This window comes from Shewanella psychromarinicola (assembly GCF_003855155.1).
GTDB classification, from domain to species: Bacteria; Pseudomonadota; Gammaproteobacteria; order Enterobacterales; family Shewanellaceae; genus Shewanella; species Shewanella psychromarinicola.
Genome location: NZ_CP034073.1, coordinates 1962178 through 1982161 on the forward strand (window position 1 = coordinate 1962178; position 19984 = coordinate 1982161).

At 43.2% G+C, this 19984-nt stretch carries 16 protein-coding genes; 5 read left to right on the plus strand and 11 right to left on the minus strand.

The features are described 5' to 3' along the window. Positions 1-18 precede the first annotated feature (18 nt). The 6 genes from EGC80_RS08525 to EGC80_RS08550 all read right to left on the minus strand — a co-directional run bounded on the left by EGC80_RS08525 (position 19) and on the right by EGC80_RS08550 (position 5511). Positions 19-672 carry a hypothetical protein gene (locus EGC80_RS08525; RefSeq protein ID WP_124012435.1) on the minus strand — a complete coding sequence of 218 codons (654 nt, stop codon included), beginning with the start codon at positions 670-672 and terminating at the stop codon, positions 19-21. 6 nt (positions 673-678) lie between these two features. Beyond that, entirely contained in the window at positions 679-1368 is a 690-nt protein-coding gene (locus EGC80_RS08530; protein WP_101034202.1) for a PspA/IM30 family protein, read from the minus strand. 10 nt (positions 1369-1378) lie between these two features. Next, the gene (locus tag EGC80_RS08535) at positions 1379-1792 is read right to left on the minus strand and encodes a YjfI family protein (protein WP_101034203.1); all 414 of its coding nucleotides are present in this window, start codon (positions 1790-1792) and stop codon (positions 1379-1381) included. Between the two features lie 79 nt (positions 1793-1871). Continuing rightward, positions 1872-3632 (minus strand): polyamine aminopropyltransferase, encoded by a 1761-nt coding sequence (locus tag EGC80_RS08540; RefSeq protein ID WP_233768622.1) that lies wholly within the window; start codon positions 3630-3632, stop codon positions 1872-1874. 3 nt (positions 3633-3635) lie between these two features. After that, positions 3636-4535 carry a DUF350 domain-containing protein gene (locus EGC80_RS08545; RefSeq protein WP_101034204.1) on the minus strand — a complete coding sequence of 300 codons (900 nt, stop codon included), beginning with the start codon at positions 4533-4535 and terminating at the stop codon, positions 3636-3638. Positions 4536-4548: 13 nt separating this feature from the next. Continuing rightward, positions 4549-5511 carry a hypothetical protein gene (locus tag EGC80_RS08550; RefSeq protein WP_124012434.1) on the minus strand — a complete coding sequence of 321 codons (963 nt, stop codon included), beginning with the start codon at positions 5509-5511 and terminating at the stop codon, positions 4549-4551. 161 nt (positions 5512-5672) lie between these two features. Between EGC80_RS08550 and glnE the strand changes: the two genes are divergently transcribed. Beyond that, entirely contained in the window at positions 5673-8528 is a 2856-nt protein-coding gene (gene glnE / locus EGC80_RS08555) for a bifunctional [glutamate--ammonia ligase]-adenylyl-L-tyrosine phosphorylase/[glutamate--ammonia-ligase] adenylyltransferase (protein WP_164839441.1), read from the plus strand. Positions 8529-8967: 439 nt separating this feature from the next. Here glnE and EGC80_RS08560 read toward each other — a convergent pair whose 3' ends face one another. Next, positions 8968-9921: a sodium-dependent bicarbonate transport family permease gene (locus EGC80_RS08560; RefSeq protein ID WP_101034206.1), complete on the minus strand. Its 954-nt coding sequence runs from the start codon at positions 9919-9921 to the stop codon at positions 8968-8970. Positions 9922-10313: 392 nt separating this feature from the next. Here EGC80_RS08560 and EGC80_RS08565 point away from each other — a divergent pair, with 392 nt between their 5' ends. Continuing rightward, entirely contained in the window at positions 10314-10598 is a 285-nt protein-coding gene (locus tag EGC80_RS08565) for a DUF3081 domain-containing protein (RefSeq protein WP_101034207.1), read from the plus strand. Positions 10599-10648: 50 nt separating this feature from the next. On the opposite strand, the gene zapE is transcribed toward EGC80_RS08565, so the two are convergent. Continuing rightward, positions 10649-11851, minus strand: coding sequence for a cell division protein ZapE (gene zapE, locus EGC80_RS08570; protein ID WP_124012433.1), 1203 nt, complete (start codon positions 11849-11851; stop codon positions 10649-10651). 113 nt (positions 11852-11964) lie between these two features. Here zapE and EGC80_RS08575 point away from each other — a divergent pair, with 113 nt between their 5' ends. Then, positions 11965-12747, plus strand: coding sequence for a bactofilin family protein (locus EGC80_RS08575; protein WP_124012432.1), 783 nt, complete (start codon positions 11965-11967; stop codon positions 12745-12747). 148 nt (positions 12748-12895) lie between these two features. On the opposite strand, the gene EGC80_RS08580 is transcribed toward EGC80_RS08575, so the two are convergent. From EGC80_RS08580 to EGC80_RS08590, 3 genes are all read right to left on the minus strand, one after another. Continuing rightward, positions 12896-13813: a L,D-transpeptidase family protein gene (locus tag EGC80_RS08580; protein WP_101034210.1), complete on the minus strand. Its 918-nt coding sequence runs from the start codon at positions 13811-13813 to the stop codon at positions 12896-12898. A gap of 152 nt (positions 13814-13965) precedes the next feature. Beyond that, positions 13966-15516, minus strand: a complete 1551-nt coding sequence (norR, locus tag EGC80_RS08585) for a nitric oxide reductase transcriptional regulator NorR (RefSeq protein WP_124012431.1) — start codon at positions 15514-15516, stop codon at positions 13966-13968. Between the two features lie 145 nt (positions 15517-15661). Then, complete coding sequence (locus EGC80_RS08590) at positions 15662-17950, minus strand: nitric-oxide reductase large subunit (RefSeq protein ID WP_124012430.1); 2289 nt, start codon at positions 17948-17950, stop codon at positions 15662-15664. A gap of 438 nt (positions 17951-18388) precedes the next feature. Between EGC80_RS08590 and slyA the strand changes: the two genes are divergently transcribed. Then, positions 18389-18868, plus strand: coding sequence for a transcriptional regulator SlyA (gene slyA, locus EGC80_RS08595; protein ID WP_124012429.1), 480 nt, complete (start codon positions 18389-18391; stop codon positions 18866-18868). Position 18869: 1 nt separating this feature from the next. Further along, entirely contained in the window at positions 18870-19928 is a 1059-nt protein-coding gene (locus EGC80_RS08600; protein WP_101034214.1) for an HlyD family secretion protein, read from the plus strand. Positions 19929-19984 lie beyond the last annotated feature (56 nt).

Here is a 19984-nt window from a genome sequence, read left to right on the forward strand (position 1 = left end):
AATCGTCTCCTAGCTGTATCAGCTTGCTGGCCAGTACTCTCTAATATCGGTCAGTGGTCGATATAAAGTTAACATCACTTCGGTATCTCCACTTTCGTAAACTTCAATATCCACGGCGTGAGAGTCATCAGAATTAACTAAACTATAGCCTTCAAATCCTTCACCGCGGGCATCATCGTCATTTTGAGGCGGTTTAAGGTCTCGATAATCTTGACGATGAAAATAACCAAAACAGCCAAACTCGACTTGATGATATTCATCACTAAGCCATTTATCCCACTCAGCACTTAGCTCGGAGGGAAGCGTTTGCACGCTGAGTGTTGCTTTGCCTGGTTCTTCAAATATTTCAGCAAAGGCCTCAAGATCAAACAATTGTTCAACCTCCGCGCGATTGATTTTCATTGAAATACTTAAGTAGGGTTCATCTTCTTTTATATAGGATAAATAAATTGCGCTGCCGCTATGGCCACGTAATAAGAATTCACAAAGCTGCGAGCGCTGGTATTCATAAGTATGAATACCCTCAACCTTAAGCTGTTGCCCGCGCAATTGCGTAGGCAAAGCAAAACTGTCATCAAAGGTGATCATATCACCCTTGAGCAGTTTATTGGGATGGTCAAGCTGGCGCTTCGGGGCTTCTTTTTTGCCAAATAGGCCGCTAAGAAATCCCATATTCGCCTAGCCTTTTCGTGCTTTGATGCGATCTAACACGGCATTGGCATTCGACTTTTGCTCACCAATACCTGCTTGAGCTAGTTTGGCATGTAATGACTTGTCGCTACTTTCATCCGCTAATGTTTCTGACGCCTTTAAGCGGTCATCAAACTGCTGTTGACGTGCTTTGATACGCTCAAGTGAATCTTTAGCATTAAGCAGTTTAGAGTTGCTTGAGGCAAACGAGTCAGTAATAGTCGCGGTTGCTTTTTGCACGCTTTCAGTGGTTTTAACCATGGTTAATTGACGTTGGTAATCATTTAACTGACGCTCGGTCTTTTTGACTAAGTCTTTTAAACGCAGCGCATGGGAACTAAAGCTGTCATTGGCAGTTTGTTGTTCGGATAACTCTTCGTCTAACTGAGCAATCTTTTCAGCAATTTCAATAGCTAATGCTTCATTACCTTTGTCTAGCGCTTGGGCCACATAACCCTCGTGTTCGGTAACGCTGCGCTTTAAGCGATCAATTTCACGACTGGCCTGCATTTCTTTTGCCATGACATCAGTTAACTCACGCTTTGCGCGAGTTAAATGCTTTTCTGCATCACGAATTTCTTGTTCAAAAATACGGGTTGAGTTTGCGTCAACGACAGTCTGGCCAACTTCGGTTGCACCACCACGAAACGCTGTAAGAATCTTGTTTAGAATGCCCATAATTGGCTCCTTAGTTTAAAAATTCGACGAGTTCGTCGATAACTTCCAGACAGTTGTCTGACAGAACGGCTAATTCTTGTTCAATTTCTTCCATGCTTGATTGCACAGACAAAGCACCGTAAACCACATATTTATCATCGATTTTCGCAAATGATGATAATGGCATTGGAATGTTGAGCTCTAACATGGTCTCAAACATTTCAGCGCGGCGATCTTGGTTTACTTCGTTTTCGCCCCACAGATAACTGATACACAATATTTGGTTGTCAGTTACTGATACAAACACCGGAATTTCTTCACGGCTGACAATATTGACTTGTAACACTTCAACATCACCGTCAATCGGATAACAATCAAACTGAAAACCGGTTTTGCTTTGATCGCAAAGTCCATTTAGGTGACTTGCAATGGTATGGATGTTCATATTTGTCCTTAATTGACATATTATGTCTGTGAGTAACGATAGCATCTAGACATAATATGTCAAGCGCTATCTGGTTCAATTAAAAAAGATTAATTACTTCATATTCTGACCAAGCTGCTAGGTGGTAATGATACAGCTGTAATGAACCAATTTCGTTTACGTTAATGCTATCGATATCATCATAAAAATCACCCGGGAATTCAAATGAAGCCTTGATTAAGCCTGGGGTTAACCATTCTTCTGGCACTGGTAGTGTCTGTAATGTCGCGAGTCGTTGTTGTGGGTTTTTGCCCATTTTACTGCCCATGCTCCAGCCCCATTCACCAAAGCTAGGCACATTATGATGATACTGTTTTACATTAAATCCTGCTGCAGTCAGTGTCTTGCCAACAGACATAAACGCTTTGCGTGCATGATAGGGGGAGGTTGATTGCACTGTGATGACACCATCGGCGCTGAGCAGCTCATTGAGTTTTCGGTAAAATAAATCCGAATAGAGTTTGTTTAAGTCAGGATGGCTTGGGTCGGGTAAGTCAACAATGATGGCATCAAACATTTGGCCTTTTTGGATCAGCTTATCAACCCCATTAAACGCATCGTCAACGACCAGCGTTAATCGTGGATCGTTTAACGAATTTCCATTTAATGCTAGTAATGCATCGCTCAAACGTTGCGGCATATCTGCTGGCGGTGATGTAAATAAGCTCAACAAGTCTTGATCTAAATCCATCAATGTAACCGCTTTAGGTTGCCATTTGAGCACTTGTTTTAAGCCTAAACCATCGCCGCCGCCAATAATGAGCACGTTATTGTGCCGGGCACTGGCCGCTAATGTTGGATGAACTAAAAAGCTGTGGTAAATATGCTCGTCGCTACTAGAGAATTGCAAACGCCCATTGATGTATAAATTATAAACTGGCGCTAACCCTCCACCACGTAAACGCTCAGTAAAGTTGAGCTGCTGGAACCGGGTTGCTTTGGCATACACTACATGATCTTTATACAATAGATTATTAAAATGTTGTTCCCAATTAGGGCCTTTAACCGCTAAAATTCCAATCACAACACTGGCAATAATATGGCCAATAAGCAGCCATTTAACATGACGAATTTTGGCCCAAAAGCGCCAAATAAATACTAGTCCAGCGAGTAAATTAACACTTGCGGTTAGCGCAGCCGCTAATTGAATATCAATGGCTAGCATAAAGCCGACCCAAATAGCCGCGCCTATACCTGCACCAATGTAATCGGCACCATATATGGTGCCGGCATTATGCAGTAAGTGCGCTTCAGATAAGGATTGCCGAACGCGAGCAATAAGCGGAATTTCCATACCAATCATTAACCCAAGCAATACACCCCATACATAAGGTAAGTATTTGCTGAGGGTTTGCAGGCCAGCAATAAAGCCGCCATTGGGTAAATGATCAGGAGGCAGACCCAGCGTATTGGCTATAGCTAAAGGAAGTTGTTGGCCAAACCCAATGACCGCAGCGGTAACAATAATGGCAAACGAGCCGCACAGTGCTACTGTTAACTCGAGCATGGCAAAGCCTGTGAATGCGCATTTTATTTTACGGGCGGCAAATGCTCCTACGCCCATAGACACAATCATCAAACCTATCATGGTGTAAATAGCGGCTTCTAGCGCGCCTAAAATACGCCCCGCATAGTGCGATAATAAGTATTCATAAATAAGACCGCATCCCGCCAGCGAGGCCATGATGCCGAGCAATAAGGCATCATCAAGCCACGATACTTCACGGGAGGGAAGGGAACTTTGCTGTGGGTCCCCCGGTGTTGTGTTAACGGGAAGATCATCGAGCAAAGGTGTTGTCATAAATTAAGCCATTAACGCCGTAAGAATAAGAGCAACAGCAATACTAATTGCCATTTCAACGGCTGCAATACCAATGTTGTGTTGTTTTTCAACTTCTTCAGCCAGATTGATACCGGCTAACACCAGTTTTTTCACTATGGCGATCAACAGCGATAACACCACCAGCATGATCAGTGAAAAAACGCACCAACTAATAATGTTGCTTAAATGGGCGCTTGGGTCATAAACAATGAAATGGCTGGCCGCTTTAAAGCTTAACGCCATCGCTATCATATAGCCGCTGTGACGTAGTGCTAATGCGGTTTGATTTTGGGTTAATGCTTGTTGCATTGAGGCGCCTTGATTACGTTTAGCATAACGTTTTTCACGTAATCGAGTGAGTATGACTAGCATCAATTGTGAGATTAAAAATGCACTAAAAATACCAATAAAGGTATCTAGGGTAAGATCTTCTGCCCACATTAATACTGCGCGAATAATAATCGCAGTGGCAATGGCAGCCGCGGCGTCAACCACAGCAACAGAGACATTACCTTTAAGAATTTCATCGTTCTTAGCAAATTCATTTAAGGCTATTTTATCATGTAAAAACCGGCCTAATTTAATTAGCACTAAGCCAAACAAGCCGTAAGCCGACATGCCAATAGCTTCGGTTAAATAAGACGGTGCAGCTTCGCCAGTGATGGCCCCTGTAAGCACAATCCCTAATGCAGCGATCGCACCTGCGGTACTAATACCAAACGCAAAATTGTCGCGCTCTGCAAGCTCAGCACTGCTATTGACTTTAATGCTCCAACCTTGCAAATAACGCATCAACGCCAGTAAAATTATAGCGATGGTTAAATCAATGGCTAAAATAATCGCCAAATGTTGAGTTAAGCCATATTCTTGAAAAAATGTCATGGTGAGTCCTTACCTATTTTCCACGGCTAACACCGCGACTAGTGCGGCTGCTTGAGTTACGGAAACTACTGTCTTTTGAATAGCTCGAACGGAATTTTCTACTCGCGCTTTGGGTAGTGCTACTGGCTTTGGGTACGCTCGCACTTTGACGTGACAAGCTTGTTGAGCCTGTTCGAGTTTTGGCATAAGGGCTATCGAATCGTTTCCCTTGGCTGTTAAAACGTTTCTTGGTTTGTTCAAAGGTTTTTGCTTGCGAGGTCGCTTGGCTTGGTGATGTGTAACGGTAACGTCCTACATCATTGTAGTAGCTGTAGCCACGGTTACCTGACCAACGACCGTAACCTATTGGACGAGAGAAGTTAGAAAACATCGCATACATGCCATACCAAGCCCAGATTGAGGTGCCGCTTGAATTATTTTGCCAACTACCGTAAGACGGATTGCCCACCAGCTGACTACCAGCACCACTGCCTTCGGAGCCATTTGCCAGCGCTTCAGCTTCACGGCTGATAGCATTGACTCTGGCCAGTTTCCCATTAGACATATCGGCAACTACATTGACGGGATCGGACAGCATATCGTTATACAAACTGCTGTCGGCGGCTTGATAAATATTCTGTGCTTCAGCTAATTGCTGGTCTAAATCAATAAAGTTAGCGCTGTTGTTTAAGTCTTTATTACGACGGGTTAATGACGTAAACATTGGACCTTCTGTGCCAGCATCTTTAGCCAACTCTTCCAGCAATGGGGTTAAATCGGATTGACGCTGAGCGAGAATACGGCAGTATTGTTTGAGTAATGTCGCATTACGCAGCTGATTGTTGTTGAGCGAACTAGCCAACAGATCAAGACGTTGTTGGGCAAGTTGCTGGTACTGAGCAATTTGTTCCGGTCTGTTATCACCGCAACCGCCAAGGGTTAACGTGACAAACAATACGGTTATCAATGTGAGTACACGGGGGAGGTGACCTACCATGTTTTCTCCAAATGTAGATTTTTCATGTGCTAATTCAATATGACACAGGTTATAGTAATCTGGGTGTCAATGATATTAATCTGAACATTAGACTGACTGATAGATATACCACTCGCGACATAATATGTCCAACACTCATTTCTTTAGGGATCATTATTGCCATGCAAAACCAAGGTGACAAGGTATTATCTGCCGCGATGTTAGCCAGTGCAGATCGTTACTGGTTAAGACTCTGTGATGTTTGGCCTGAAGCTAAAACAGCACTGACCGCCGTGCAACAGCAAGAGTTAAAGACCGTATTTGGCTTGAGTGATTATATGGGAGAGCAACTTTGCCGTCATCCAGAATGGATTGTGCAGTTATTTAATGGCTTATTAGATGATGTTGTGCGCAGTGAGTTTGATGCTGGGTTACATTCGCTGTTAGCGGAATTAACGCAAGAAGAACAAGTTAAATCGGTTTTACGTCGTTATCGTAATGTGCAAATGGTTCGCTTAGCGTGGCGTGATTTTTTAAATTACACCCCAGTCGAAGAGTCATTACTCGATTTGTCTGCATTAGCAGAGGCATTGGTTATTGCTGGGCGAGATTGGTTATACCAAGAGATGTGTAAGCAATACGGTACACCGATGAGTGCAGAAGGTAAGCCACAACCTTTATTGATTTTGGGGATGGGGAAATTAGGCGGACGTGAGCTTAATTTTTCATCTGATATCGATTTAATTTTTACCTTTCCAGAACATGGTGAAACCGTTGGCGGTCGACGGACTCAGGACAATCAACAATTTTTTATTCGCATGGGCCAGCGTTTGGTTAATCTACTCGACCAAGTGACTGTAGATGGATTTGTATTTCGGGTCGACATGCGTTTACGTCCTTATGGTGAAAGTGGTCCTTTGGTGGTCAGCTTTAGTGGGTTAGAAGACTATTACCAAGAGCAAGGTCGCGATTGGGAACGTTATGCCATGGTCAAAGCGCGAGTGCTTGGTCCTTGGTCGGGCTATTGTGACGAGCTCCATGATTTATTACGCCCGTTTGTTTATCGGCGTTATATTGATTTTTCTGCCATTGAATCACTGCGTAAAATGAAGCAACTGATTGCCCAAGAAGTTAGGCGTCGTCAGTTAACTGACAATATTAAGCTTGGTGCTGGCGGGATCCGTGAAGTCGAATTCGTGGTGCAAAGTTTTCAGTTGATCCGTGGCGGACGCGAGCCTGCATTGCGACAGCAAAGTTTATTTGGCGCCATTGATACCTTGTACAGCCTAGGGCAGTTGGAATATTTAGCCGTCGATGAGCTTAAACACAGTTATATTTTATTGCGTCGCGTGGAGAATTTATTGCAGGCCATTGACGATAAACAAACGCAAACCCTGCCCAATAATGAACTCGATTGGCAGCGTTTATGTTACCCGCTAGGGGTAGAAGACGAAGCGGCACTTCGCCAAAAAATCAACAAGGCGATGGCAACCATTCATGGTCACTTCAATGACACAGTAGGCGGGGCTGACAGCCACGAACATAATGATCATTGGACCTGTTTATTTTGGAATATTCAGCAAGATGAACACGCTAATGCCTTGTTGCAAGAGCAACAAATCGATGATGCCGAATTATGGCCACTATTAAATGAGTGGCATCAAACGGTGTCCAAACGTTCTATCGGGCCGCGAGGACGTGAAACGCTCGATAAGCTAATGCCTAAGTTGCTGGAAGAATTAGTCAATCAAGTTAAACCGAGTCAAGCGTTTAAACCTGTGTCAAAAGTGCTGGATAAAATCTTAACCCGTACCACTTATCTAGAGCTTTTGTGTGAAAACCCGGGCGCTCGACAGCAGTTAGTCAGTTTGTGCTGTGCAAGTCCTTGGATTGCGCGCGAGCTGGCCAATTTCCCGATGCTGCTAGATGAGTTAATTGATCCGTCGCAGCTGTATGACATTACCTCGATTGATGATTACCCTAGCGAATTACGTCAGTACTTGTTACGGGTACCAGAAGATGACATGGAACAGCAAATGGAAGCGTTGCGGCAGTTTAAATTGTCTCAACAGCTCAAGATTGCTGCCGCCGATGTGACTGGCGTTTTACCTGTGATGCAGGTAAGTGATCATTTAACCTTTTTAGCCGAAGCCATTATCGAGCAAGTCGTGCTGCAAGCTTGGCATCAAGTGGCGTCTCGCCACGGTATTCCCGAGGAAACTAGCCCTAGCAACATGGGGTTTGCGGTGATTGGTTACGGTAAACTCGGTGGCATTGAGCTAGGTTATGGTTCTGATTTAGATTTGGTTTTTTTACACGGTCATACCGGTTCTGGCACTACAGATGGCAAACGCCCGATCGACAATGGCTACTTTTACTTAAAACTGGCGCAGCGAATTGTGCATTTATTTGCCACCCGCACAACCTCGGGTGAATTATATGAAGTCGACATGCGTTTACGACCCTCTGGCGCATCTGGCTTGTTAGTCAGTGAAATTGAGCATTTTGGTGCCTATTTACAACAAGAAGCCTGGACGTGGGAGCATCAAGCTTTAGTGCGGGCTCGTTTTGTGTTTGGTGATTATTCGCTGGCAGGACGCTTTAGTGAGCTACGCTCGCAAGTCTTGCAAATAGAGCGAGATAAAGTGGTATTGGCCAAAGCCGTCAGGGACATGCGTATCAAAATGCGTGAGCACTTGCTCCGCGTTGAGCCAGGGCAATTTGATTTAAAACAGAGTGCTGGTGGGATTGCTGACATCGAATTTATCGCTCAGTACCTAGTCTTAGCCTATGCCTACCAATATCAAGAGTTAACCATTTGGTCTGATAATGTGCGTATATTTGAAGTATTAGCTGAGTTGGAGTTATTGCCTATCATGCAAGCCCAGCAGTTAACTCAAACCTATTGCTGGCTCCGCGACGAGAATCATGAACTGACATTGCAACAATTACCCAGTAAATTATCCAAGCAAAGCGTGCAGCAAAAAACAGAAAGTGTGGTGGAGATTTATAATCATATTTTAGGGGTTGACGGTTAATTAAATGGATCCAGGTTGATATCTCGTCAGTTAACAGCGGTTTTCAGCATCGATTGGGTTGATAAGTTTAATCGACTCCCAGTGCTAATGATTTAAGTCTGTGCAATGTGAAGAGGTATGCGAAATCCACCAAGATATTTCATGTTGTGGTCATGCCATTAACCTGCAAGGTATTAGCGCGTTTTGAGCAGAAGGTGGTTCAACATCAGCTTGGATACAGCAAGCCTTAGCGCCACGCGTATTAGTAAAGCTGTGGTGCATCGACCAGCAAAGCCGTGATTAACTTCATACCATTATCAGCTTAACGTCGATAACGCGATGTTGGTTGATAAAGCCGCTCATCATCAGGCTAAATAATACCGGATGAGATAAACCAATACTCACTTGAGGCATTCGTTTTGGTTCAAATAATATGGGCGTTAAGCTAATTTATAACGGTTTACCCTAGTATCTGCGCAATCCACAATTGGTAGACGGGTAGGCCTATTAATACGTTAATCGGAAACGTTATCCCCAGCGACGCCAACATAGCCAAGCCGATATTCGCATCCGGTATCGCCGCCTTAATTGCTGCAGGAGCCGCAATGTAAGATGCACTGGCACTTAGGGCTGCAAGCACCAAAATACTGCCAGAGGGTAAATCAAGTAACACCCCTAAACCGATACCCGCCCAAGCCAGTACAAATGGAATGACCGCTGCAAATAATAATAAACGCCATTGCTTGTATGGGATCGGTAAGCACACTTTAGCGGTACTAATCCCCATTTCTAATAAGAATAGTGCTAACAAGGTTTTAAAACCCGCCAATAACATTGGTGTGAGTGGTGCCATGCCGCTGGAGCCATATATCCAGCCTATGACCACCCCACCACAGAGCAACACAACTCCGCGACTTGTCAGGGCTTCGTGCAATACGCTGCCAGCCGAAGCGTGTTGACTATTTCCTGCGGTTTTGGCTTGTAAATAACGATGTAGCCATAACATGATAATAATCGCAGGCAGTTCAAGTAACACCAGATACAATGTTGTTTCAGGTCGTAAAGGCCATTGAGATTGATCGACCATGGTCATCACCACGGCAAATGTTCCCGCACTGACTGAGCCATAATGGGCCGCAATGCTAATGGCTTCTTTTTGTGGTAATTGAATTAATTTTCGAAGCAAAGGGTAAAGAGTCAGTGGGATAATAAACCCAAGTGCAATAATAGACAGTAATTCAGTGATCGCTAAATTTTTGGTTTCACCATGCAGTGCCATTCCGCCTTTAAGTCCTAGCGTCAGCATTAGCAAGATGGACAGGGTTTCGTAGGTGGCTTTAGGGACTTTTAAATCTGATTTGATCAGTCCAGCAAGCAAACCTAGGGCAAAAAAGGCAATCACAATATCAGGCATGGTATAGGTTCAGTCTGTTATAAAGTATGGTGATTTTGCCTTGTTGTGTTAACAAATGGAAATGTTTTAACTGAAAAAGAAACTGCAATACTGAGCCGCTTTAAACTAAGCCGTTCGATTAAGGACTGATCGATTCAATGCAGATCGATTGCTGAGGGATCTATTCAATGTAGGTCGATTAATGACTGAACTATTTAGTGCAGATCGATTACTGAGGGATCTATTCAATGCAGATCGATTAATGACTGATCTATTTAGTGCAGATCGATTAATGACTGGCCTATTAAAAACTGATCTATTAAATACTGATCTATTGAGGGCTGATCTATTAAAGGCAATCGGCGTATAGTATCTTTAAATAGCAACATAAAAAATTAACAGCAGAGCATGACATGAAAAATGAAATTGATATTCACCGTGCGTTAAAAGTATTTAACAAAGTCACCCAACATGGCGAAAAGCGTGCCATTGAAGACGGTCATTTTGGCCATGATTATTGGTTATGTGGCATTAGCGCGCAAACAGACCATGATGGTTATACTATTACCTTATCTGACGCTCAGGTCAGCTTAACGGTGTTTTTTCACAATAAATATCAGTTCGAATATCCGACCAGTGATGCCCTTGACAACTTCTTACGTCGTTTTAATGACGTTGAAAATTACCAAGCATCTTAGTCTAGCGCTAGGTGACTAAGCACCGTTAGCCTTAGTCATACAGGCTTATTTTACGCCCATTGTTGCATTTCAATAAGGCGACTATAAGTGCGTCGAAACTCAAACTGTAATGCCCCATTTAGATACAAATCTTCTAAGCTGGAATGGCTATTGAGGATTAACCTCACTTTTTGATCGTAGAGTTCATCCACTAAACTGATAAAGCGCCGAGTGGGATCGTCTTCACTGGCATACGCCAGTTGTCTTTCGCCTGTGGTCGTCGCTACCGCGCCATCTTCAGTGCCGCGCGCTTTAATCCAACTGCGTACTTCGCCGCCTAATGTAGGCACATTGCTGAGTAAAATATGGCTAAATTGTCCCGCCAGTTCAATATAATCCAATGCCGATCGCGGACCTTGGCACAAGGCTGAAAATTCAAACCAAGCAAGTTGTCCATATTGGGCCGCAATGGCAATATCGCGATGACAAACCTCAATTGAATCTGGATGACTTATGATGCTGGCATTAGCTTGTGGATATTGTTGACATAATCGTTGAAAAACGGCTTCAGGCTTCGTTGATGAAGGCAGTTTCAGCCAAGCTGCTGGCGTTGCAATTGCAGATAGTGTTGCGGCATTGGTTGGTAAACGATGATCAACAGGGCCGTTTAAATGGATTGTCTGGGTGTATTTAAGCAGGAGATCGATCGTCGGTAAAAAACGATCGCGCTGTAAACCATTTTTATATAAGTCCACTATGGGCACATTTGAGGTTGCTACTAAGGTCACGCCTGATTGAAATAAGGTTTCAAATAATCGGCCCAGTAAAATAGCATCGCCAATGTCAGATACAAAAAACTCATCAAAGCAAATTACAGAGTATTTCGCCGCGATCTGCTTAGCAATATGAGTTAAGGGATCGCGGATCCCCGATGTCTGATTTAATTGCTGGTGGAGCATGGCCATAAAACGATGAAAGTGTAGGCGTAATACCGTTTTTTTTGCTTTAAGTAACCCACCACACTCGCTCCGATCACACAGGCCCTGATACAACAAATCCATCAAAAAAGTTTTTCCTCGGCCGACATCCCCCCACAAATATAAGCCCCGAATGACCGGTTGTGCTGAAGTATATTGCTGATAGAGCGAATCTAAGGCGAGTATTGCTTGATGTTGCGCGGGATCATCAACAATATTTTGTTGAACGCGCTGCTGGTAGGCTTGTAATGGAGACATAACACTTAAGGTAAATTGTTGACCTGGGTAGTATACCATTAACGGTTCTCTTTATTATGGTGTGCATTTCCTTTAAGCTCTCGTGACAAAAAATAACAAATCATTAACTCTGAGCATTAACCCTGAGCATTAATCCTAACAAGGACCTAGAAATGAATAATAAAAATAAGGGGATGACCTATATTGGTGCCGATATGGCATTGGAAGGCGATGTCCGCATCCAAGGCCCTGCCATTGTCGCAGGCCAAACTAAAGGTACCATTAATTCAACTGATCAAATAAAAATTGAGCTGGGTGGTGTGGTTGAAGGTGACGTTTTTTGTCAAGAGATGCGTGTCTCGGGTTTATTTAAAGGCAAATTACATTGTAATAAGTTAGTCATTGTCAGCTCGGGCATTGTTGAAGGTGAGGTGTCGAGCCATCAAATGGAAATTTATGATGGTGGCCAATTTATCGGTATGCGCACCAAGGGACCCGATGCGTTGGGGTTACCTCAAGCTGACGAACCAACATCAGATCAACCGTCATATCAACATTCACATCAATCGAGTGCCGTTACTGCAGCCCATTCACCTTTTTATGCCCGTAAAAAATTCACTTACGCGGCAGTTGCTGCCATCGTGATTATTGCTGGCGTAGTATTACAGCCCACAATCAGTTTGGCGCTAGATAATGACCAAGCGCTATCTTTTGATATCACTCAAGCTAACGTGGCGCAATATCTGCAACCAACATCGAGTGTCACAGAAGACTCTGCGGAATTGGCTAAGCAGAGCGAAGCGTTAATCAATGTAGATCAAACTGACTTAAACATGTCCATGGAAGATTTACCTGCGTTAACGAAAACCACTGAGGCACTCGGTGATAGTCAGAATGTGAATGATAACGATAATGTAGAGCAGAGCGGGTCGACCATAAGCACACCTGATAAGTAACCTCATCTCTTATCCGGAGTTGAGGTTAAGTCATAATTTTTGCTATCAAGCTTATAAAAAATGGCTTTGTTAATCACAGTGTTTACTGAATTAACAAAGCCATTGTTGTTATGTCTGCAGAAATCCAAACACCTTTATGGGTTAATGCTTACGGATTAATCCGAGTTGGCATTCCGGTGCGTTGTTCAAGCAAACGCTTTAATGTGAATGAGTCAGTGTCTGGGTGAGCAATAAAGCGAGTTATTTGCTTATCTAATAATAATGCCACGGGCTCTTGTGAATCAAATTCAGCTTGAGTGCGTGATAGTGGCTCATGCACTTCTAGATAACGGTTACCATCAGGCTCTTCAGTGGCTTTAATCGGTTGGTTAATAAACTCAACGCGAGTGCCAACAGGTATGCTGTTAAATAAATATTCAATGTCTTCATCACGCAAACGAACACAACCAGAACTTACCCGCAAACCAATACCAAACGTGGCATTAGTGCCATGAATAGCATATAAGTTACCCACATAGAGTGCGAATAAACCCATTGGGTTATCAGCGCCAGCAGGCCATACTGCCGGTAATGTTATCCCTTTTGCAGCGTAAGATTTACGAATGTTAACGGTGGGTGTCCAAGTTGGGTTTGCCCGTTTTCGTTGTATTGTTGTCACCCAATTTTCTGGGGTGTCTTTACCAATTTGACCAATACCGATAGGCAATACTTCAACAGTGTCTTTTCCTTTAGGGAAATAATATAAACGCATTTCAGCGCTGTTAATCACCACACCTTCATGCTTAGTGTTAGGTAGAATTAACTGATGTGGGATCAATAAAGTACTACCGACTTTTGGCAAAAATGGATCAACATCTGGGTTTGCTTCTAATAAGTTAGTTAACCCTAGCTGAAATTCTGAAGCAATTTGCTCTAGGGTTAGCTTTCCCTCAGGAACAACATAATATTGATTTTCACCCACTAAATTGCTGCCTTTGGCAGGTAGACGATATTCAACTGCTGCACAGGAAAAACTTAATATAATGGCAGTCGCTCCAATTAACGAAGCGCGTAACGAATTTATCATAAGGGTTATATCATTCCTAAAAACAGGCGTTAAGTTAGTCAGACTACAATATCTTACCAAGCATGACTATTTTGTACAGGTCATTTGTACAGATGATTAGGGCGCATCCTCACTTATTACGCCTAATAATTCAACTCATTTTTTCACTTTGGCTATTTTAATCCCAAGCGTTTAGCAAGCCGATGTAAGTTACCTGAGTCGATTTGCAATTGGCGTGCGGTTGCAGCCCAATTACTCCCTTGTTGGGTAAATATTTGTTGAATATATTGATTTTGAAACTGATCGGTTGCATCGCGTAAGCTTGTTTGTGGTAAAGAGGTTATCGACTGTTTAACCGTGAGTTTTTTGTATGAGAACGCAACAGAGTGCGAGGTATCTGCAAATTCAAAATGGCTATTTTTAATCATACACATGCCATCTTTTTGGCTTTGGGATTTGGCTAATACGGCGGCTCTATGGATAGCATGTTCAAGTTCTCGCACGTTACCAGGCCAATCATATTGTTCAAGTAATTGCAGTGATGCAGGTTCTAACCCTAAATGAGTTAAGTGTAACTGTTGGCGATAGCGCTCGATAAAAAAGCCTGCTAACAAGTGAATATCCTGCTGGCGCTCTCTTAGCGGTGGTACGACAATGGGAAACACGCTTAAGCGATGATATAAGTCGGCTCTAAATCGACCTGCTAATACTTCGCTTTTGAGATCTTTGTTGGTCGCGGCAATAATACGCACATCCACTTTTAGACTGCGATCATCGCCGACTTTCTGTAAATCTCCGAATTGTAGTACTCGCAGTAACTTGGCTTGCAAGTTAAGCGCGAGTTCACCAATTTCATCCAAAAATAATGTGCCTTTATCAGCCATTTCAAATTTGCCGCTACGATGACTAATGGCGCCAGTAAAGGCGCCTTTGACATGACCAAAGAGTTCACTTTCGGCAACGGATTCAGCCAGCGCGGCACAATTTAAATATACCAGGGGCTTATTGGCTCGCACTGAATGTTGATGGATAGCTTTAGCTATCAGCTCTTTACCCGTACCCGTTTCTCCTAAAATCAACACATTGAGTTCAGTTGCCGCGACCACATTAACTTCATTAAGCAGCGATAAAAGATTATCTGCTTGACCGATTATTTCGGTGTCTGGGTTAAGTTGTCCTGATGGTTTTGCGTCGGGGATTGTAAGGTTGCTCGCTTGTTTTTCAAGCTCATCAATCAGTAATGCATTGTTTAGAGACGCTGCCGCAATGGCGCTAAAACTGCGTAACTGATGATTACTGTATTGATCAAATTTATGGGGATCGATGGCATCAATGGTTAATGCGCCAATGAGTTGTTCATTGGCAAATAATGGTAGGCCAATACAGGCATGTACTTTTAAGTTACCTTCTACATTAGGAATTAAGCCATCGTAAGGATCGGCAAGTTCGCTGTCGGCAGGAAATCTTACGATATCACCCGCTCTGGCAATGGCTTCAAGCCTTGGGTGTTCGTTTAAAATAAACCGCCGCCCCAGTACATCAGCACTGAGTCCATCAACCGCCAAAGGGGTAAATTGATGACCTTGAAATGATAATAGCGCCGCCGCATCGCAATCGAGGGTTTCTCTTACTGTGGTGACTAAACGTGAAAAACGATCGCGATTAGACAAGTTAGCGGTAATATCAAGTGCGATACGGGTTAAGTCTGCTTGACTCAATGCCATGTCAAACTCCAGTTAACTACAGGGTGATGTCATTATGACAAGTGTGAATATAACAACAAGGGTAAAGAGCATAATCTTGATACAAAAAGGGGCCTCGATGGCCCCTTATATGATATTTATCAAAACATGTTTATCAATGTATAGCTTAGCTATTGGTTAATACGGCAGCTTGGTTAGCTTTTGCCCCTTTGCTGACGATAGCTTTCTTGATAAGGTCATATAAGAACGCCGCCATCAATAACCCACCAATACTGAAGATAATATCACCAAACATTCGCATCCAGACGAGGTTTTCAACCAAGTCGCTATGGATCACCGCTGGTGAACGGGCATACCAGTAGCCGTGGTCAATAACCGCAAAAAATTGCACGATACCCACAGGCAGTAGCGACATAAATACCATTGCCGCTAAACCAATATTGAGCGTCCAGAATGCCCCTTTAAGGTATTTGTGGTTCCATTGCATATTGCCAGTTAATCCACGAAGACAGAATAGCATTAGCCCTATGCCTAGCATGCCATACACTCCCATAAACGCAGCGTGAGCATGAGTTGCAGTGGTGTTTAAGCCTTGAATAAAGTACAACGAAATAGGCGGATTGATTAAGAAACCTAATACCCCAGCGCCAATCAAGTTCCAAAATGAAGTGGCCACAAAGAACATAATCGCCCAGTGATAACGTTCCATCCAAGGACTTGCTTTACGTAAGCGATAGGTTTCCATGGCTTCAAAACCAATTAACGCTAGCGGCACGACTTCAAGCGCCGAGAAGATAGCACCCCATGCAATGACAGAAGTTTGGGTACCGGTAAAGTATAAGTGATGTAAAGTACCGATTAAGCCGCCGGTTAAAAACACTACCGTTGAGAACAATACTGCACCATTGGCGCTGCGGGCACGGATAAGACCTAAGCGAACTAACATAAGCGCAATGACAGAGGTGGCAAATGTTTCAAAGAAGCCTTCAACCCACAAGTGCACCACCCACCAACGCCAGTATTCAGCAATCGCTAGGTTTGAGTGTTTGCCCATAAACAGGCCGGCACCGTAAAATAAGCCAATCGCGACACAAGAGGCATACAGAACCCAAATCACCGGTTGCATGTCGTTGCTGACTTTTAAGGCTGGACGCATTGATGCGGTCACTAACGCTAACCAAATTAATAAGCCCGCCAGCAATAACACTTGCCAAACGCGACCTAAATCAATGTATTCATATCCTTGGTGACCGAATAGGAAGTTCATGTCCAGATCAAAGTATTGTTGTACGCCAAGCCATTCACCGGCCATAGAACCGAGTACGATAACAACTAATGCGCCCCACAGAATGTTTACTCCTAAGCGTTGATACTTAGGCTCGTATCCTGATAGTGCTGGCGCGATATACAGCCCTGTGCCTAACCAAGCTGTGGCAATCCAAAATACCGCTAGTTGAGTATGCCAAGTACGAGTGACCGAGTATGGGAGTATTTCTGATAATGGGAAACCATAAAACTCTTGGCCTTCAACTGCGTAATGCGCGGTAATACCGCCCACTAATATTTGCAGTAAAAACAGGCCAATAGCGGTTACAAAATACTTGCCGACGGCTTTTTGTGATGGCGTCGGTTTGGTAAAAAATAATGGATCATCTTTGGCCGCTTCCGGTAATGCTTCTTCTTTGCAGCAGGCATGGTGCCAAATCAACATGGCAATACCTAAGATCAATGTCACCAAACTTAATACTGACCAAACAATGTTATCTGAAGTCGGTATATTGCCGATTTGGGGATCATACGGCCAGTTATTGGTGTAAGTGTACTCATAGCCAGGACGTTCGGTTACTGCTGCCCATGCTCCCCAAAAGAGAAAACCGTTTAATAATTCACGATGCTCGGCATCAGTGATGGTCCCTTCTTTCATGGCATATTGTTCGCGCAGTGATGACAGTGCTGGGTCGTCACCAAAGAGTGATAAATAGTGTTGACTGACTTCATTTATCGCAGCAATACGCACATTTGATAATGCGACATATGTATTGCCATCAGCGCCTTCAATGACAGTATTATGACGAATATCATTTCTGAGGCCTTGTTCTAAACCTGCCTGCTGCTCAGAATCAAGTTCAGCAAAATCGCGATTATAACGATCAATTGCGGTGATTGATAACCAAGCTTGTGCTTCACGGTGTAACCAATCAGCAGTCCAATCTGGTGCTACATACGACCCATGTCCCCAGATCGATCCCAATTGATGACCGCCCATAGAACGCCACACAAGTTGACCTTGTTCAATATCATCTTTGGTAAATATGGGTTGGCCACTGGTGTCAGTAAAAGCCGTTGGAATAGGGGGTTTTTCTCGATATATGCCACTGCCTAAACTGAGTAATACAGTGAAGGAAGCAACGAGCACGATTAGCAGTGCAATGCCGGTGAGTTTGTTTTTGCTCATAAATCCTCTTAGCGCAAAGTCATTTTGATACAGATAGCATGTAATAGCATAAGTCGTGCCAACTATTTTTAGTTAATTAAAGTATTGATATATATGTATATTAATTTAATCCCAATTGAATTAAATTGTCATTTAGACATTGTTTAATAATTGTAAATATGACACCGTTGTCATATTTACAATTATTAAATGTGATCATGGTCACCTTGTTTTATTACAAAGGGAGAATGGGTTGAACATGTCGAGTATGAATAGATAAAGCCGATGATAGGCATTTTAGGTCAGACTAATATTCAGTTGATTAATATTTTAAAGTCTATATATCAAGTATTTAGTTAATTTATTAAGCTTTTTTAACTTCAAGTAAGCAATTGAGCTATTTACTTAGCATGCTAACTAGTTATAATGCTTAGCAAGCTAACTAAATGGCAAGTTAATATGTATAACGAATTAGAACGACTAAAAGAGCTGCATCTTGCGGAGCAACTAGGAAGATTGCATCGATTATGGCGCACAGCCGCAGATGTTGAATTAATTCCACTAGGGTTAACTCATCCTCGTTGGACTGCATTATGGAAACTATTACGTTTGGGTGACGATGTGAGTCAAAAAGTGCTAGCCGATGCGTTAGAAATAGAGCTGCCATCGTTAATGCGTACCTTGGGTCAATTAGAAGCGCAAGGCTATATTAAAAGGCGTTGTTGCGAAAACGATAAGCGCGCTCGAATAGTGAGTTTGACACCGCAGGGGATCGACATTCTTAAACAAATAGAAACACGGATTATGCAAATTCGTGCTGAATTACTCAATGGCATTAGCAGTCAAGAATTAAGTGAGTTTGAACGTGTGATCAGTCTGATTAGTGATAATGCCATGGCTAAACTTGATCCGTCTGCCGACCCTTTTGGTGAGAAATAACATGACTCCAGATCAACAATTTGCCCGCCTCGTTAAGATAGCCATTTTGATGTTTGTTATGGTCTTCGGCTACTTTATGTTTGCTGATGCCGTTATCCCTTTAACCCCTCAAGCGATGGCGACCAGAATAGTGACAAAAGTCACCCCCCAAGTCAGTGGGAAAATAGCGACTATTGCCGTAGCCAATAATCAAGTGGTAAAAAAAGGCGATGTGTTATTTAAGATTGACTCAGTTCCTTACGAGCTTGCCGAAGAACAAGCACAGTTAGCACTGGAACAAGCAAAACAAGATAACGCTGAACTTGATGCTGCCTTATTAGCGGCCAAAGCAGATGTGCAAGCCAATAGATCCAATGCCAAACAAAAGCGCAGTGAGGCGAAGAGAATTGACTCTTTATTTTTGACTCACGGAGTGTCTCAACAACTTAACGATCAGACTGGCAGTGATGCGACGACTGCAGAGGCCAACTTACAGGCCTCCAATGCGCGCTTAGCAAAACTAAAAGTCAGTCGTGGTCGTTATGGTGATGGAAACTTAAAAGTTCGCCAAGCACAGAATCGCTTAGAGCAAGCTGAGTTGAATCTGTCATATACTCAAATTCGAGCCGATCAAAATGGTATCGTGACTAATTTACAGCTGCAGGTAGGTAGTTTTGCTTCTGTCGGTCAACCATTATTAGCATTAGTGTCGGATAAGGTTGATATCATTGCTGATTTTAGGGAAAAAAGTCTTCGCGGTATTGATATTGAGTCGAGTGCTTTTATTGCATTTGATGGCGAACCTGGACGTTTATATCGTGCGCAAGTGAGTTCAATTGATGCTGGAGTCAGCGCCGGACAGTTTGAAGCGAATGGTCGTTTGGCGGCACCACAAGAATCTGCTCGTTGGGTACGCAATGCTCAGCGCTTACGTTTACACCTTGAGCTTGACCAGCAAGCCGTTAATCTACTGCCAGCAGGCGCGCGTGCCACTGTACAATTAGTGCCCAATAGTGGTTTGCTTGGCTTTATTGCCAAGGTGCAAATTAAGGTCATTAGTGTGCTGCACTATATTTATTAAATGACATCTTACATTTAATCAGTATTTCTCTAATCCATAACAATGGCTGACTTTCT

Bases quoted from the DNA above. Each gene is read 5' to 3' on its own strand.
- slyA (WP_124012429.1), top strand. From the start codon at position 18,389: ATGTATAACGAATTAGAACGACTAAAAGAGCTGCATCTTGCGGAGCAA.
- EGC80_RS08560 (WP_101034206.1), bottom strand. From the start codon at position 9,921: ATGCCTGATATTGTGATTGCCTTTTTTGCCCTAGGTTTGCTTGCTGGA.
- norR (WP_124012431.1), bottom strand. From the start codon at position 15,516: ATGGCATTGAGTCAAGCAGACTTAACCCGTATCGCACTTGATATTACC.
- EGC80_RS08600 (WP_101034214.1), top strand. From the start codon at position 18,870: ATGACTCCAGATCAACAATTTGCCCGCCTCGTTAAGATAGCCATTTTG.
- EGC80_RS08565 (WP_101034207.1), top strand. From the start codon at position 10,314: ATGAAAAATGAAATTGATATTCACCGTGCGTTAAAAGTATTTAACAAA.
- EGC80_RS08535 (WP_101034203.1), bottom strand. From the start codon at position 1,792: ATGAACATCCATACCATTGCAAGTCACCTAAATGGACTTTGCGATCAA.
- EGC80_RS08530 (WP_101034202.1), bottom strand. From the start codon at position 1,368: ATGGGCATTCTAAACAAGATTCTTACAGCGTTTCGTGGTGGTGCAACC.
- glnE (WP_164839441.1), top strand. From the start codon at position 5,673: ATGCAAAACCAAGGTGACAAGGTATTATCTGCCGCGATGTTAGCCAGT.
- EGC80_RS08580 (WP_101034210.1), bottom strand. From the start codon at position 13,813: ATGATAAATTCGTTACGCGCTTCGTTAATTGGAGCGACTGCCATTATA.
- EGC80_RS08540 (WP_233768622.1), bottom strand. From the start codon at position 3,632: ATGACAACACCTTTGCTCGATGATCTTCCCGTTAACACAACACCGGGG.
- EGC80_RS08525 (WP_124012435.1), bottom strand. From the start codon at position 672: ATGGGATTTCTTAGCGGCCTATTTGGCAAAAAAGAAGCCCCGAAGCGC.
- EGC80_RS08545 (WP_101034204.1), bottom strand. From the start codon at position 4,535: ATGACATTTTTTCAAGAATATGGCTTAACTCAACATTTGGCGATTATT.
- EGC80_RS08550 (WP_124012434.1), bottom strand. From the start codon at position 5,511: ATGGTAGGTCACCTCCCCCGTGTACTCACATTGATAACCGTATTGTTT.
- EGC80_RS08590 (WP_124012430.1), bottom strand. From the start codon at position 17,950: ATGAGCAAAAACAAACTCACCGGCATTGCACTGCTAATCGTGCTCGTT.
- EGC80_RS08575 (WP_124012432.1), top strand. From the start codon at position 11,965: ATGAATAATAAAAATAAGGGGATGACCTATATTGGTGCCGATATGGCA.
- zapE (WP_124012433.1), bottom strand. From the start codon at position 11,851: ATGGTATACTACCCAGGTCAACAATTTACCTTAAGTGTTATGTCTCCA.